10 protein-coding genes and 1 pseudogene are annotated in these 16,505 nt (G+C 36.9%); 10 read left to right on the top strand and 1 reads right to left on the bottom strand.

Annotated elements, in window-relative coordinates:
• The first annotated feature begins 47 nt into the window (after window positions 1-47).
• The 10 genes and pseudogenes from MLE13_RS10825 to MLE13_RS10780 all read left to right on the top strand — a co-directional run bounded on the left by MLE13_RS10825 (window position 48) and on the right by MLE13_RS10780 (window position 14,314).
• Window positions 48-764: a WecB/TagA/CpsF family glycosyltransferase gene (locus MLE13_RS10825; protein WP_240749781.1), complete on the top strand. Its 717-nt coding sequence runs from the start codon at window positions 48-50 to the stop codon at window positions 762-764.
• Between the two features lie 16 nt (window positions 765-780).
• Window positions 781-2,052, top strand: a complete 1,272-nt coding sequence (locus tag MLE13_RS10820; protein WP_240749728.1) for a nucleotide sugar dehydrogenase — start codon at window positions 781-783, stop codon at window positions 2,050-2,052.
• Between the two features lie 10 nt (window positions 2,053-2,062).
• On the top strand, window positions 2,063-2,935 hold the full coding sequence (galU, locus tag MLE13_RS10815; RefSeq protein ID WP_240749727.1) for a UTP--glucose-1-phosphate uridylyltransferase GalU: 873 nt from the start codon (window positions 2,063-2,065) through the stop codon (window positions 2,933-2,935).
• 22 nt (window positions 2,936-2,957) lie between these two features.
• Window positions 2,958-4,073, top strand: coding sequence for a glycosyltransferase family 4 protein (locus MLE13_RS10810; protein ID WP_240749726.1), 1,116 nt, complete (start codon window positions 2,958-2,960; stop codon window positions 4,071-4,073).
• A gap of 14 nt (window positions 4,074-4,087) precedes the next feature.
• A complete protein-coding gene (locus tag MLE13_RS10805; protein WP_240749725.1) occupies window positions 4,088-5,488 on the top strand; it encodes an O-antigen ligase family protein in 1,401 nt (466 codons plus the stop codon).
• Between the two features lie 687 nt (window positions 5,489-6,175).
• Window positions 6,176-8,647 carry an S-layer homology domain-containing protein gene (locus MLE13_RS10800; protein WP_240749724.1) on the top strand — a complete coding sequence of 824 codons (2,472 nt, stop codon included), beginning with the start codon at window positions 6,176-6,178 and terminating at the stop codon, window positions 8,645-8,647.
• 253 nt (window positions 8,648-8,900) lie between these two features.
• Window positions 8,901-9,317, top strand: coding sequence for an S-layer homology domain-containing protein (locus tag MLE13_RS10795; protein ID WP_240749723.1), 417 nt, complete (start codon window positions 8,901-8,903; stop codon window positions 9,315-9,317).
• Window positions 9,318-9,359: 42 nt separating this feature from the next.
• Window positions 9,360-11,018: pseudogene (locus tag MLE13_RS10790) on the top strand (S-layer homology domain-containing protein); the annotation flags it as partial.
• 200 nt (window positions 11,019-11,218) lie between these two features.
• The gene (locus tag MLE13_RS10785; RefSeq protein ID WP_240749721.1) at window positions 11,219-12,850 is read left to right on the top strand and encodes an S-layer homology domain-containing protein; all 1,632 of its coding nucleotides are present in this window, start codon (window positions 11,219-11,221) and stop codon (window positions 12,848-12,850) included.
• Between the two features lie 168 nt (window positions 12,851-13,018).
• Window positions 13,019-14,314, top strand: a complete 1,296-nt coding sequence (locus MLE13_RS10780; protein ID WP_240749720.1) for an S-layer homology domain-containing protein — start codon at window positions 13,019-13,021, stop codon at window positions 14,312-14,314.
• Window positions 14,315-14,366: 52 nt separating this feature from the next.
• Here the strand turns inward: MLE13_RS10780 and MLE13_RS10775 are convergent, their stop codons facing one another.
• On the bottom strand, window positions 14,367-16,226 hold the full coding sequence (locus tag MLE13_RS10775) for an LTA synthase family protein (RefSeq protein WP_240749719.1): 1,860 nt from the start codon (window positions 16,224-16,226) through the stop codon (window positions 14,367-14,369).
• Window positions 16,227-16,505 lie beyond the last annotated feature (279 nt).

The following is a 16,505-nucleotide window of genomic DNA, read 5'->3' as shown; positions in this document are numbered from 1 at the left end:
AATCTGATATACTAATAAAATTGAAAGCTAGCGAATTGAGGGTATTTATCATGAAGGAAACCTATTTAGGGGTGAATGTTTCACCTCTCTCATATGAAGGTATAATAGAAGATTTAAGAAAACGAATTTCAGATGGCGAACAATCTACCATCATTGCGGTTAACCCTGAAAAGGTCATTGCCGCTGAACGCGACTCAAAAGTAAAAGACTTAATCAATTCATCAACCTACCAAATTGCTGACGGTATCGGAATTTTGCTCGCTGCTAAAATAAAAGGCGGCAACATTACTTCTCGTGTAACAGGAGTAGACATGATGGCAAAACTATTAGAATTTGCAACACAAGAACAACATCCAGTCTATTTTTATGGAGCACAAGACGAAGTCGTCACGAAAGCTATAACCAATATTCAGCAAAGCAACCCAGGAATACGAATTGCTGGGTATACGAACGGCTTTGAAAAAGACGAAGATGCTTTAGTTGAGCGCATAAACGCCAGTGGAGCAAAAGTTCTGTTTGTGGCGCTTGGCAGTCCGAAACAAGAATTGTGGATTCAACGGAACATGGGGCGCCTTCAAAACGTCCAAGTATTTCAAGGTGTTGGTGGAAGTTTCGATGTTTTTTCTGGAACCGTTAAACGAGCGCCAATGCTTTTTCGTAAGCTTGGTATCGAGTGGTTATACCGATTAATCTCGAATCCATCCCGCATCAAACGGCAAATGAATTTGCCGGTCTTTTTAATGAAAGTATTACGATCACGCTAAAGGAGCTAATGGAAAAATGAAAAAGTCTATCTGTGTTGTTGGTTTGGGCTATATTGGTTTACCGACAGCGGTTATGTTTGCTAACCACGGTCATCAAGTCCATGGTGTTGATATTAATGAAAAAACAGTTAAAATGATTGGCAATAAAGAACTTCATATAGAAGAAAACGGTTTGCATGAGCGTTTAGAATCTGCTATCGATAAAGGTGCGATGACAGTTGATACGCGACCAGTAGCAGCAGACGTATTCATCATTGCCGTTCCATCTCCGATTAATGCCGATAAAACGGCAGAACTTGATTATGTTCGCAAAGCGACAGCATCAATTGTTCCATTTTTGAAAAAAGGCAATTTGGTTGTACTTGAATCGACTGTGCCACCTAAAACAGTTGAAAATATCATGCTTCCTGAATTGATCAAATCCAATCTTGAAATCGGAACAGAATTATTCGTCTCTCACTCTCCTGAACGGGTAATCCCGGGCAAAGTGTTTGCGGAGTTAGTTTCTAATGACCGTATAATTGGCGGGGTTAACGAAGAATCTGCACGTGTTACGTCTGATTTATACAGATCGTTTGTAAAAGGTCAGATGCACGAAACAGATACAACAACGGCCGAACTTGTCAAAGTAATGGAAAATACCTATAGAGATGTTAACATTGCCTTTGCAAATGAATTGGCAATGATTGCGCAAAACATTGGCGTAAACATTTGGGAAGCGATTAAACTGGCAAACTATCATCCGCGCGTGAACATCCATACACCAGGTCCAGGAGTAGGTGGTCACTGTATCGCTGTTGATCCATGGTTCCTAGTAGAACTAGACCCTGAAAAATCGAAAATTATCCATTTGTCGCGTCAAACGAACGACAACATGCCAGCATATACAGCGCAGCTGACGTCAAGCATTCTTCAAGCAAAGGGCATCAATAACTCTAAAATCGCCATTTTTGGTTTAGCATTTAAAGGGAATATTGACGATATGCGCGAGAGCCCCTCACTAGACGTTGTAAAACAATTTGGTGAGCGGAATTTTGATGTAGTGGCATACGACCCACATATTAAAGTGAATAATATTGAACAACAAACACAAAACTCGGAAGAAGCTTTACAAGATGCTTCCGCTTTAGTGATGTTAACAGACCATCAAGTGTTTAAAGATTTAGATCCGACTACACTAACTACTATGAAAAATAAAATCATTATCGACACTAAAAACTGCATAGACCGCGCGAAGTGGGAAGCTGCAGGATTTGATGTATATGTACTTGGAGACTCAAAAAACTAGGAGGCGCCCTATGAAAAAAGTAAGGAAAGCGATTATTCCCGCTGCTGGATTAGGTACGCGTTTTCTACCTGCAACAAAAGCGATGCCAAAAGAAATGTTACCCATTTTAGACAAGCCAACAATTCAATATATTGTTGAAGAAGCGATTGCTTCTGGTATTGAAGACATCATCATTGTTACAGGAAAAGATAAACGGGCAATCGAAGATCATTTCGACTCTGCCCCTTTTCTTGAAGCTCGTCTTGCAGAATCAGAAAAATTTGAGTTACTGAATGCCGTTCAACTCTCAAGCAAAGTAGATATTCACTATATTCGTCAAAAATCTCCTTTAGGTCTCGGTCACGCTGTATGGACCGCCCGGAAGTTTATCGGAGACGAACCTTTTGCTGTGTTGCTTGGAGATGACATCATTCAATCAGAAGTACCGGGTTTGCAACAATTAATGGACCAATTTGATAAAACACAATCTTCGGTTATTGGTGTTATGGAAGTTCCAGAAGAAGAAACATACCGATACGGCATTATGGATCCGTCTACGAAAGAAGGGCGACTATATAAAGCCAACAACTTTGTTGAAAAACCGAGAGCGGGAACGGCTCCTTCAAATCTAGCAATTATTGGTCGATACATATTCACGCCGGAAATTTTCAGTTTTCTAGACAATATGAAAATTGGAGCTGGTGGGGAAATTCAGTTGACCGATGCGATCGAACAACTAAATGCAGTGCAAAATGTTTACGGCTACGCTTTTGAAGGAAAGCGTTATGATGTAGGAGAAAAACGTGGATTTGTCGAGACTACGTTGGAATTCGCATTGGCGCGCCCAGAGCTTCGTGATGATTTAATCGAATTTATGAAACTAAAATTAGAGGAATACAAGTAAAGTTCGAAAGGAAGGCTTGTCTTTGAAAATTTTGCTGGTATCAAATATGTACCCTTCAAAAGAATTTCCCAGCTTTGGTGTTTTTGTGAAAAACACTGAAGCCATTTTAACGGATGAAGGATTTACTGTGCATAAAGCCGTTATTAAAAAAAGTGTTAAAAAATCCAAAAAAGCAACTTCTTATCTTGGTCATTATTTCAATGTCGTTTGGAAAGGCTTAGTAGGCAATTATGAAGCAGTTTATGTACATTATGCTGCCCATAACGCATTTCCATTATTGTTATTGAAAAAGCTAAAGCCATCTGTCAGAATTGTGACCAACGTTCATGGCAGTGACGTAGTTCCGGAAGTAGCATCTCAGGAGAAATTCCAACCGTATGTAAAAAAACTTTTGCAAAAATCCACTCTGGTGATTACTCCGTCTAATTACTACAAACAACTTGTTCAGGAGAAATACAACATTACAACACCGATTGAAATCTTTCCTTCAGGTGGAGTAAATTCAGCTGTATTCTATCCGAATTCCCAAGAACGTGAAAATCAACTCAAACAATTAAAGCTAGATCCGACTAGGAAATACTTTGGCTATGTAGGCCGAATGGACGTCGGCAAAGGTTGGGATCATTTATTAAAAGGATTTTCTGCGTTTCTTGAACGAAACCCGTCTGAAAAAAACACAACTCGTTTAATTATGGTTGGTTCAGGAAAAGAGGATAAGGCTTTTTTTCAAATGAGATCAGAACTTGGTTTGAATGATTATGTAATCCATTATCCACTTATGAAACATCAAGACTTAGCGGTCATTTACAACATCATTGAACTTTTCATATTTCCAACTACTAGAAAAGGGGAAAGTCTTGGCTTAGTAGGACTTGAAGCAATGGCATGTAAAACACCGATTCTCGCAAGTCGTATAGGCGGCATATTAGATTATGTCGAGGATGGTGCTAACAGTTGGTTGTTTAAAGTGGGAGATTGGGAAGATTTGGTTAAACAATTGGAACTGTATAACCGATTAACAATGGAAGAAAAGCAACAAATCGCTAATGCCGCTTATGATACAGCGCAAAATTATGATCAACGAAAGATTCAATCGAAGCTTTCATCAATATTTCATGAACTTGAGCTAACCAAATGAAAGAGGATTTAACTATGGAATCTAAAAAAATATTAATACTTTTCATAGCATTTATTGCTATTCAACCGCTCATTGATGTGTTAACGACTGCTTCAATTTTTATGGTCAATACTAGTTTGACTGTAGGCGTATTGTTGCGAACTGCATATATGGTGCTAGCATTAGTGTTTTTGTTATGGATGGCAAAGTTCAGCAAAAACAGTCGCATTTTTACTATTTACTTAATCGGACTCGCATTATTGATCGTCATCAACATACTTAGCAATCTTCAAATCAAAGATCCATATTATTTGTTTCAAGAACTTAAATTTTTTAATAAAGCAATCTACTTCCATATCGTCCTGTTTGGGTTCTTAGTCGTTTATCGTCAACTCAAAGATAAAAACTATAATATTGCAAGTCAAACAACAAAATACTTATGGATTTCTGGGATGTTTATCGGTGTTATTTTTATCATTGCGCAAGTAACTGGAACGAGTCTTTCAAACTACTCGCACACAAAAGTCGGCTTTACAGGTTGGTTTTATGCAGGAAACGAAGTAGGCGCCATTATGGCCATAGTTTTACCAATCATGGCGTTATATGCAATTGAAAAAACCGATTCTTGGAAAAAATCTTGGTCATGGATACCGTTTGTGCTTTTATCTATTGGGATGCTAGCACTAGGTACGAAAGTTGGTTATGGCGGTATCATCATCGTTTTACTTTCAGTTCTTGTAGGTAGCCTAATCATGCTATTATTTATGAAAAAAAGAAATTCGACTATTAAAATCAATTTGCTAATTGCAACTTTTTTGACGGTTGTATTAATTGCGATTACACCTCTAACACCTGTTTATGGCAATATGTTTGCTCATATCAATTCACTTGGCATAAATTTAAATTTTGGTGATGCAGTAGAGCGTCCCGGAGACGAAGTATTAGTTGAAGGTGACGAAGGTTTCGAACCAGAAGAAGAAGAAACAGGTATAACAAATGAACAAGTGCAAAATCTAGTATTTAGTTCGCGTGAAACATATGCGAAATTTGTGAACGATGACTTTCACAGTTCACCATTGATGCAGCAACTTTTCGGATTAGGATTTGCAGGCAATTACGAAATACCAGAACCCGGTAAATCACCAACAATGATTGAAATGGATTTTCATGATTGGTTTTATTCATTCGGATGGATTACATTCTTTTACATGATGGTTCCGCTTGTTTGGTTTGTTGGTAAATTCTTAATTCATTTTGTTCTTAATTTTAAAACGCATTTTACGTATTTTTATATATTGTACGGCGTTGCTTTTCTTTTAGGGATTGGCATTGCTTATACTGCCGGACATGTATTAACGGCACCTGCGGTATCAATCTATTTAGCTGCGATTTTAGCAATGTTGATGGTAAATGAAGATCTACTCCAATCTAAATAAGGTAATAAGGCGTCTAGCCCCGAACGACTATGTTGATACGACATAGCCAGTCGGGGCTATTTTCTGTTTAATGTGAGTGTACTGTAAACAATCGCTAGATAAATGGTTTGAATATGCCTATTGGTAGGGGGTATAAAGACTAAAAACGAAATTACTAATTTTTAGTAAGGAAAATAAAAATTAATAGAATCGTGTAAAAAGGCACGGTTTTTATTCAAAAACACTAATAATTAAGTAGTTAAATTGTTAAAAAAATAAAAAAATGATTTTTTGAAAAATGATAAATTCGTTAAATAATTCAATAATTATCAGAAAAATTCATATCTTTTGTATATTTAAATGAAAAAATACTAATATATGGGTACTAATTACCAATCAGGTCGTTGAATATTCTTTTTTTAATAATATTTGTAATTCTTCTGTATTATTTTTGTAAGTATTAGTAAAAATTTTGAGATAATATTACATTAAAGGTTGATTTAACTTTATTCTTTGGTAAACTAAGTAAGAGTTTAGTTATCTGTTAAATACTTTTGTAATGACTTGAAGATGTAGGACTAGTGTATAATCTAAAAGATTTACCTAATCTACATATGATGGGAATAATTGAGGCGAAACAGCTAACTGAATTGAGTTAAACGACTCAACATATTTATAGCACCACAAACCCAAGGAGGAATTACATTAATGGCTTACCAACCAAAAAATTACAAAAAATTCGTAGCAACTGCAGCAACGGCTACTTTAGTAGCATCAGCAATCGCTCCAGCGGCATTCGCAGATCAAGCATCAACATCAGCATTCACTGATGTAGGAGATCGTTACACAGATGCAGTAGATTACGTAGTATCTAACAACATTGCAAACGGTCTTTCTGAAACTCAATTCGGTGTTAGCGCTTCAATCACTCGTGGTGATGCAGCTATTATGATCGCTAAAGCAGCTGGCTTAATGGACGAAAAAGCTCCAGCTTCTGGTTTCTCTGACGTACCGGCACGTGGTGCTATTGCAGTTAACTCTCTTAAAGCAGCTGGAATCATCAGCGGCGTTTCTACTACTAAATTTGGCTGGGACCAGTCAATCACTCGTGGACAAGCAGCTTACATGCTTGCACAAGCTTATGACCTTAAAGGCGGAGACGCTTCTAAACTTAAATTCACTGATGTTGGCACAACTCACCGTTTCGCTAAAGAAGTTGCAGCATTAGTTGAAAACGAAATCACTGCTGGTACAACATCAACTAGCTTTGGTATCGAAGCATCAATCAAACGTGGAGATTTCGCTATCTTCCTTCACAAATTATCTAAACTTGAAGCAACTCCATCAACTCCAGCAGTTACATCTGTAACAGCACTTAACGGAACAGAATTACAAGTGAAATTTAGCACAGCTGTTGATGCTACTGATGCAAAAGATCTTATGAATTACTCTTTAGTAGATTCTAAAGGCGTTGTTAACTTTGATTCTGCTGTAGTTTCTGAAGATGGCATGACTGTTACTCTTACATCTCATATGGTTATGAATGTAACTAACGCTACTTTAACAATTGAACCAATCGTAACTAAAGCTGATGCTAAAGTTTCTACTTCAAAATACGTTTCTCTATTCACTTATACAGATAACGTAGCTCCAACTGTTTCTTCTATTAAAGCTGAAGGTACTGAAGCTATTGTTACTTTCTCTGAAGACTTAGCAACTGAAGGAACAGTTAGCTTAGATGGTACTGTACTAGTAAAAGGTACAGATTACACAGTTTCGGGCAAAACTTTAAAAGTTGTAAATCTTAAAGCTGATCAAGCTTACAAACTTGATATCGTTGGCGCTAAAGATGCTGCAGGCAACATGTCAGGTCAAATCACATCTAACTTTACTGTTGCTAAACCAGTTGTTGATGATGTAAAACCTACAGTTTCTACATCAGTAACAGGCAATATGTTGACACTTTCTTTCTCAGAAAAAGTAGCTCCAGGTACAGTTACAATCGCTGGTACTTCAGTAACAACTAATTTAGTTGCTTCTGAAGATGAAAAAACATACACAGTTGATGTTCAAGCTGCTGGATTGTTAAATGGTAAAACATTTGTTAATGGACAAGTTGTAGTAAATGGCTTTAAAGACATGACTACTAACACTATGAATGAAGTGAAGTTTGACGCGACATTTACAGCTGATACAACAGCTCCAAAATTCATTTCTGCTTCAATCAAAACTGCTGCGAACGGTACAGATGACAAAATCCTATTAACTTTCGATGATGCAGTTTCTGAAGGTCTTCTAACTGACTCTAATGAACTTGTAATTACATCGATTGATGGAATCTTCCAGTCAAGCAAAGCGGTTGATCTTGTTAAAGGATTTAATGTAGCATATGGCTATGATTTAGACGGCAAAGACGGTATTAAAGGAAATGAAAAAAATATCGTTGCAATTGACTTTGATTCTGTAGAAGAATCAACTTATACATTCGAACTAGCTGGAAAAGTTGTAGTAGACTCATATAACAATGCAGTTGCTAATACTATCAATTTCTCAGCAACAGCACCAAAATATGTAACTACACCAGGTACGGTTTCTAAAACTGTTGAATTCTCTGCAGTGACTCCATCTACAAATAACAAAGACATTACAGTTTTATTCAACAAAAAAATGAGTAACTCTGCTTTAACTGCTTCTAACTACACGCTTGGTGGAAAAGCATTACCAACTGGCACAACTCTTAAATTTGTAGATGACAGATCTAAAGTTGTTGTTACTTTGCCACAAGGTTCTGTAACTGCAAATGGTAGCTATGCTTTTGCAGCAACTAACTTGACAGACGTTGATGGCAATACATTAGTAAACGATAAAGCAACTGAAACAATTTCACTTAAAGAAAATGTAGTTCCAGTTGCTACAAAAATCACAGTATCAAACAGTAACACTTTCTCAGTAGACTTTACTGAAGCTATTACTGCTGGTACTCCTACTAAAGAAACAGTAATTGTTAAAGTTAACGGTACTACAGTTGACACAACTGGCTATAGCGTTATAAACGGAGATTTAGTAGTACAAACTGCTAAAAACTTTGCTATCACAGACTCAATCTCAGTAGAATTTAAAGCTTCTGATTTGACTGACGTTAACTTAAATAAAGTTGCTAACGGTACTGTAACTAAATAAATATAATGAGCGTTCTATGCTCATAAAAATGTTAAATGGTACTGGGATAACTCCTGGTACCATTTTTTATTGTGCATTAAATATTCATGTAGTAAAAATAAATTATATAAATAATTGATAAAGAATTATTTGGAAATATATTGATTATATATTACTTGTTTGTAAAATTGAAAATAGGTTTATTGATACATATAACTTTCGTGCATATAAGTTAAAGAATCTTTGAATTAAAAAATGTATTGGAGGAAGTTTAATGGCATATTTAACTCGTCTACAACGTAAGTTTGTTGCATCAACTTTTGTGGCGGCTCTAGCAGTATCGGCAGTTGTTCCAGTATCAGCATCTAGCTACTCAGATGTATCAGATCGATATAAGGAAGCTGTAAATTATTTAGAGGTACAAAAAATCACTCAAGGTTTGACGGCAAAATCTTTTGGTACAGGAAATTCTATTAAGCGTGCGGATGCAGCAATATTATTAGCGAAGGCAATGCAGTTAGATATTGAACAGGCTCCTGAGTCAAAGTTTACGGATGTTCCAGATCGCGCAAAAAAATATGTGGATGCATTAAAAGCAAATGGAATAATTAATGGGAAAACCATAGAGAGCTTTGCATCAAATCAGCTTATTACACGTGGGGAAGCTGCTTTAATGTTAGCCAAGGCATAGGGGCTTGATGCAGGTACAACTTCAAATGCGTTTACAGATGTTTCGTCTAAGTATAAAGAAGCAGTGAATGCGTTGTTAGGCAATGAAATAACGAGTGGAAAAACAAATAAATTGTTTGGGGTTGAGCAAGTACTTACGCGCGGAGAGTTTGCTATTTTTCTTCACAAATTATCTACATTACATATGCAAAAGAATCAACTATCAGTTGCAAGTGAGGCCGAGCTGAAAGCGGCACTTAGCAATGATGAAATTGATAAAATAGTTTTCACTAAAAACATTACAGCAAAAATGCTTCCAGTACTTGATCGGGACATTAAGATAGATTTAAATGGTAAAGTTTTGACTGGAAATCTTGTATATAAGAATCATTCAGACGCTGAGACATTTCAGCTGATCTCAACAGCTACAGGCGGGGTATTGCAAGGGAATTTGACGGTTGATGTACCAAGATCAGACTTTGTTATTGGTGAAAATGTTAAAGTAACAGGAAAAACGACAATTATTAACGTGAAAGAAAACACATTTTACAATAATGGTATTTTATCTGCTGTTAACACAACAGGGAATGTGAAATTGAGTGGCAACTTAAATAGTGTAACTATTAATCAGACAGCGAAAGTGACTGTATTGGATCAATCCGATATTGCCAACTTGGTTTTGACAATAAATGATGTGGTGTTAAATGCACCAATCGGTACGGTTAAAAACGTACAAGTTGCAGAAGGTATAATTGTCAAAGACTCATTAGGAAAAGCTGTGAAGACCATTCCCTTGATTCCTGTTGACACACCGCTTAACGAAGAAACTACACCAAGCGCTGTAGTGGAATCGATCAATTCAAAGTTGAAAGTTCATGAACCGAAGTTGGAAAAACTAGTTTTAAAAACGATAAAGATTGAAGAGCTTATTGAGCTAGATCGTGTGTTGTCAAATGAAGAGTTGAGTCTAGGCGTATTGTTTAAAGGAGCAGATTATGATCGGAATTCAAAAGTGAGTGAAAGTGAGTTTGCTGCTTATATTGGCAACTTACCATCGAATACTTTCACTGGAGATTCTGCAAATGCAAAGGTCTTTAATGTGTTGCAAAGTATTTATGGCAACAAAGAAAAAATGGATAGTGTAGTAAAAGAAATCAATGTCAGTATCCAAAAGCTGGACCTTGTTACTTCTGTTGCCTATTTTAACTGGGATGACGTACCACTGCAAAAACTTATCGTTTTAAATGAAACCTTAAAGCCCAGTGGATTAAAGTTAAGCGAATTGTTTGCTGCTGCTGATCACGATAAGAACAAGAAAGTAGATGCCGGGGAGTTTTCAGCTTATGTTGGGAGTTTGCCTCCAAACACAATTATTGGCGGCCCTGCGGAAATGAAAGTATTTAAAGCGTTGCAAGACATTTTAGGAGATGGGTTGGAAAATACCATTTACACCATCAACGCTAAATTTAATATACAAGGGCTGAATATGGATACTTTGTTATTCAATAAAGTCCCATATGAAAAGCTAAGAGACTTGAATGAGTTATTACCTTTCCGTAGTACTAATTTAAAAACTTTATTAACAGATGCCGATCTAGATAAAAGTGGTGAAATAAGTGAAGTGGAATTTGCTTCGTTTATCCGTGGCTTAACTCCAGACAAGACATTAAGCGATTCGGTAGAAGTTAAAATCATAAGAGCATTACGAGAAATATATAAATAAAAATATACTTGAGCAAGGCTTATAGAGATACATCTCTATAAGCCTTATCTATTTGGGAAAAACATAATTAAGATAATAGTAAATTAAAAAAGTATAAAAAAAGTAATGTAACATTAAACTTTAAAAAGATTGACAATTATGAATTTATAGGTAAAAATGATTATTGTTAGTAAAAAAATAAGTCTAAAGGAGTGTTTGGTTTGTTGAAGAAGAAAATAACGGGTTTATTAGTAATACTTACGATGGTACTTTTAGGCGCAATAACAGCATCAGCAGCAGAGTTAGAGTTTGGTAAAGAGTATGGAGGTATTTTACTAGTGGAGTCGCCAACTGTGTACACATATACACTTAAGAAATCTGGTACGGTAAGCTTTGCTCTGCAATCAGAAATAAATGACACAAATGTATTCTTTTTAGATGCTGATGGCGACGAAATAAAAGGTTTAAACTTACGAGGTGGAAAGTCAGGTGTCCCTGTAAAAGAGAAAGCTGTATTGGACTTAGGTCCAGGAACGTACTCGGTAAAAATAGAAGCAAGCACATATGATGCAGAATCAGGTAAATATAAAATTTCTGCTGAATATAAAGATGCGGGTGCTACTGAAATAGAGCCTAATAGTACAATGGAATCGGCTCAGAAAATTAATTTGCCAAGTGGATTGGTAACTGGTTTTTTAAACTGGAAGGATATGCATGATTACTATGTGCTTGATTTAACTAAAGGTGGAAAAGTATCTATAGAAGTTAATTCTTATATCGATACTTTTATGGGCTTTAGTATAATTGAAGCCTCTACTGGAGATCTAGTTATGGGGCATAATATTTCATCTGGAAAACCTGAAACACCAGTAAAAAAGTTGGATTCAGAGTTTTTAGAACCTGGTAAATATTATCTCATTTTTGCTCAAGATTATAGAAATACTGGGAAATACACGTTTAAAATTTCTCATGAGGCTGCAGGGAATAATGAAGTAGAAGGGAATAATGGAACATTAACAGCACAACCGTTTCCAACGACAGGAACAGTTAAAGGATTAATTAGTTGGAATGATCGTGAAGATTATTACAAATTGCGTGTGAAGAAAGCAACCACGGTTAATATAAAGGCTACAGGTAGTTTTTATTCGTGGGTAAGCTTACTGTCTGAAGATGGAGAACATATTACAGCAGATGCTACTGCTGGTGGTCAAGAAGAAACACCTGATATTATAACTTTGAGTCATAAACTAGAGGCCAACACAGATTATTTTATTAAAGTGACTGGTGGTGGGACAGGTGCAAACGGATTTGGCGTATACACGTTAACTATACCTGAGCTTCAAACAGTTGCGGTTGACTTTAAAGATGTAACTTCATTTTATAAGCCGGCTGTCGATTATTTACTAGTAAACAAAATTACTAATGGAATGTCGGCAACAGAGTTTGGAGTTGGAAAACCAATTATTCGGGCAGATGCTGCAGTTTGGTTGGCAAAAGCACTTAAATTGGATACAGCAGGAGCTAAAGCATCTGGTTTTAACGATGTTCCAAGTAGAGCAACTGCATCTGTTAATGCATTAAAGCAAGCCGGAATTATTAATGGAAAAACCACTACAAAATTCGGTTCAAACGATTACTTAACACGTGGGGAAATTGCGATTATTTTGCAAAGAGGTTATAAGTTATCGGGTAATGGCAGCTCTAATTTCACGGATGTTTCTTCTCGTTATAAAGAAGCGGTAGATGCACTAGTTGCCAATAAGGTGACTAATGGCGTTTCCCAAAACTCTTTCGGTACGTCTGAAAATGTAACAAGAGGTCAGTTAGCGGTATTTATGTACAGACTGAAATAATTGCGTAAGTGAGTGTCTGCAAACATAGGATCTTCATTAAGAGATTAAATAACTAAGGTGATACCGGGGTTGTTCCCAGTATCACTTTTTTATTGTTTGGTACAAACCACCCAATTCAATAAATGGTAGAATAAGTATACAAACATATGGCGAAAGGTGGGAAAGTCGATGTTGCTAAAGAAACAACAACTAGCTAAGTTTTTCATTGGATTACTCTCAATAACTTTGTTTTTTTCCATGAACACGGAAAAAGCAAATGCTGCTGTATTAAAGGATATAAACGAAAGTCACTGGGCTTTTAAAGATGTTCAATCTTTAGTAGAGAAAAAGGTGTTGTCTGGCTATTCGGATGGTAGCTTTAAACCAGATCAAGCTGTAACGCGTGCGCAAGCAGCAAAAGTCATCTCGCTCGCAGCAGGAATCAAACCATTAAAACCAACGAATGCGAGTTATCCCGATGTGGCAACTGACCACTGGGCATTCGGTTATATCGAGGCATTAAAAAAAGCGGGTATTATTCACGGAAAAGGAAATGGTTTTTACGGTCCAGATGAAAGTTTAACGCGTGGACAAATGGCTAAAATATTAACAGAAAGTTTTAAGCTCACGACGCATTCGACCAATTATTTTAAAGATGTAAAGCCAGGAGATTGGGTGTTTAACTATGTGATGGCGCTACGTGACAGTGGTATCACGGTAGGATATTCACAAGATAATACATATCGTCCTGCTGATATTGTCACACGCGCTCAACTAGCGGCTTTTGCCAATCGCTCGATGGAGTGGAAAGCTACAGAAAACACTCCGTCACCTAATGAAATTATCGCTTTTGGAGACAGCAATACGTCGGGCTCTTATTTACCCAAAGAGTTTCCAAACTATCCAGATTACAATTGGCCAAGTTTAGCAGGGATCGTAAATGCTGGAGTGAGTGGCAATACGACAGCAAGTGCTTTAAAGCGCTTTAAGCAAGACGTTTTAGATCGAACTCCATCTACTGTCGTAATGATGTTTGGATTGAATGATGCCTTAATTCGTGCCGATACAAAACAACCACAAGTTAGCGAAGAACAATTCGAACAAAACATGACGTATATGATTTCGCAAATGAAAGCAAAGAAGATTGAAGTAGTCTTAATGACCAATCTGCCAGTCAATGAAACGCTTTATTATCAATCGCAAGCAGCGCAAAACCCTACTATTAAACAGCTATATGCGAGTAGAGGCGGTCTTCATGCTTGGGAAGAAAGCTATAACGATATTATCCGTAAAGTCGCTCGAATCCAAAATGTCGAGCTGATGGATAATTACCTTAATGCTGTTAAAAAAGCAGGAGGCGCAACAGATGTGCTTATTGCAAAAAGTGGACTAGTGGATCCATTGCTCGGATTTCATTGGACGCCGCGAGGACATATGATGGTGGCTCAGTCTGTGCAAGCGCACGTACAAGACACTCCTAAATAACAAAAACCCTTATGAACCGAAAATCCGGAGCATAGGGGTTTTTGCGTATTTATTATTTTTTACCAAATAATTTTTCGGCAGAATATTGATCACCAAATAACAAATCATATTGGATCAATTCGTATTGCTTTTTAACATCTTCGATTTTGTCAGGCGTCACTTTATAAAGCTTGCCATCTGCATCGACTTTTACTTCATTCGTATAGCCAGGCATTTCGGCTTGGAAGTTTTCAAGTACTGCGTGATACAAAGGCTGTTCAATACCTGCTAGTTCAAAAACAGTCGGTGCGAGGAAAGAAGGACTGATAGTGCCAAGGTCTGGAACTTCAGTACCAAAATTATTCCAAATTGCTAAAGGTGTCGATCTCATTTTCAATTGATCGTCTAAGCTCCAATTAACGTCTCCTGCGCCACGCGGCACATATTCCGCTTGTTTAAAGAATTTATAATCATTGCCAATAGCCGGCAAATGATCTCCGAAAAAGACAACAATGGTTGGTTCATCAGAGGTTTCGTAATAATCGATTAACCGTTTAAAAGCAGCATCTGCATCAGCAATTCCTTGCGTGTATGAACGTAACAATAAATTAAATACCGGATCTACTCCAGGGGGTGTTTGTGTTTCCACCGTAAAGTCATCGTATTTATCAACATTATAGCTCGTATGGTTTTGCATCGTAATTGCATAGATGAATGAAGGGTCTTCGTTAGCTTCTGTTTGTTCAATAATAGTATCGGTCACTTGTTGATCAGAGACGTAAGGTCCTTTATAAAGCGGATCGGTAAATCCGTCAATGTCGATAAATGTATCAAAGCCAATATGCTTATAAACTTCTTCGCGATTCCAAAACCATTTTGGATAAGGGTGTATAGCCGTTGTTTCATAGCCAAGACTCGATAAATAATTTGGCATTGCTGGAATTTCATTTTTAATATATTGCTGGTACGGGACAGAACCCGGTGGCAAGAACATATTCGTAAATCCAGTTAACGCTTCAAATTCAACATTACTCGTACCTCCACCAAAAGCAGGGGCCAAAACATTGCCGTTTTGTTGAGCGCGAACTGTTGGCATTGGATCGTTGTTAAATGTTACCCCTTCTACTGTCGTAGGGTCCCAAAAAGATTCACTCATAATGAAAATAATATTAGGATTTTTCGATGTAGCTGAATTCGACTGTGTCTCAACTTTGTTTAAGCCATCAACAATTTCCATGATATTCTTTTCACTGTAGCCGCTCGGTGGCAATACAATCGCACTTTGCATATTCAACATAAACGTCAATAAAAAGCCGTTCGTTTTATAATTACGCTCTTGATCAAACGTCATATTGTTAATGTCGACATCTTTTAACGTCGACTCAACTTCAGGAATCGAACGATAAAAAATAAAAATACTTAAGTAAGCGGCACCTAGCCCAACAAATAACAGGCGTACCCACGGATTCAAACGAATCCAACGCTTTGGTTTTTTGATAAAAAGGAAAGCGATAAAAGCTGCTAGAACAGCAACAATCAACCCAAAAACAATCAAGACTTGAGTCATATTAATCGTCTCATATAAGTTAGGCAATAAATTCAATACATTGTTATAAAGCATTAAATCCCATGGATACAAAAACTCACCTAAAAAACTGAACTTGTAAAAGCTAAATACAGCAAGGGTGACAAGCAACGCATTGGTCACGACAAAGCTGATAAAATAACGATTAAAGATCCCTAAGAAAATAATGAAAACACTAAACGCAATCATATAATTAAAGAAAAATGCTTCCTTATGCTCGCCGCGCCAAGCAGCACGCTCTGCGTAACTCCCATTTAAATATGTCTCAATTCCATTAATCAATAGAAAAAAGTAAATCATCGTAGCTAACATAACCAAAACAGGTTTATAGCTCCATTTTATTTTCAATAAAATCACCTCAAAAATTTTGTTGACTATCTTTTAGTATAAAGGAAGCATAGAGGGCAAGCAAATTGAGGGGGATAACTTATAAACTGCGAACAATCGGGAAAGCCAAACAAACATCCAAGTTACACGTATTTCTCCATCCCTACACGCTTTCCCGCGCAAGAAACGAGCGGTTTGCACTTTCGCTTTTCGCTGGCGAAGAGCTATCATCTAGTGTTTGGTTTTTTAGGTAATTCGTGTATAAACGTGAAACACCCGGGTAACCGCAAAGAACACCCG

Source organism: Planococcus halocryophilus (assembly GCF_022489025.1).
Lineage (GTDB): Bacteria > Bacillota > Bacilli > Bacillales_A > Planococcaceae > Planococcus > Planococcus halocryophilus_A.
This window is presented reverse-complemented; position numbering and strand designations above follow the sequence as displayed.

What these genes read in the sequence shown, in the direction of transcription:
- MLE13_RS10805 (WP_240749725.1), top strand. Translation starts at nt 4,088, where the DNA reads ATGGAATCTAAAAAAATATTAATACTTTTCATAGCATTTATTGCTATT.
- MLE13_RS10820 (WP_240749728.1), top strand. Translation starts at nt 781, where the DNA reads ATGAAAAAGTCTATCTGTGTTGTTGGTTTGGGCTATATTGGTTTACCG.
- MLE13_RS10795 (WP_240749723.1), top strand. Translation starts at nt 8,901, where the DNA reads ATGGCATATTTAACTCGTCTACAACGTAAGTTTGTTGCATCAACTTTT.
- MLE13_RS10780 (WP_240749720.1), top strand. Translation starts at nt 13,019, where the DNA reads ATGTTGCTAAAGAAACAACAACTAGCTAAGTTTTTCATTGGATTACTC.
- MLE13_RS10800 (WP_240749724.1), top strand. Translation starts at nt 6,176, where the DNA reads ATGGCTTACCAACCAAAAAATTACAAAAAATTCGTAGCAACTGCAGCA.
- galU (WP_240749727.1), top strand. Translation starts at nt 2,063, where the DNA reads ATGAAAAAAGTAAGGAAAGCGATTATTCCCGCTGCTGGATTAGGTACG.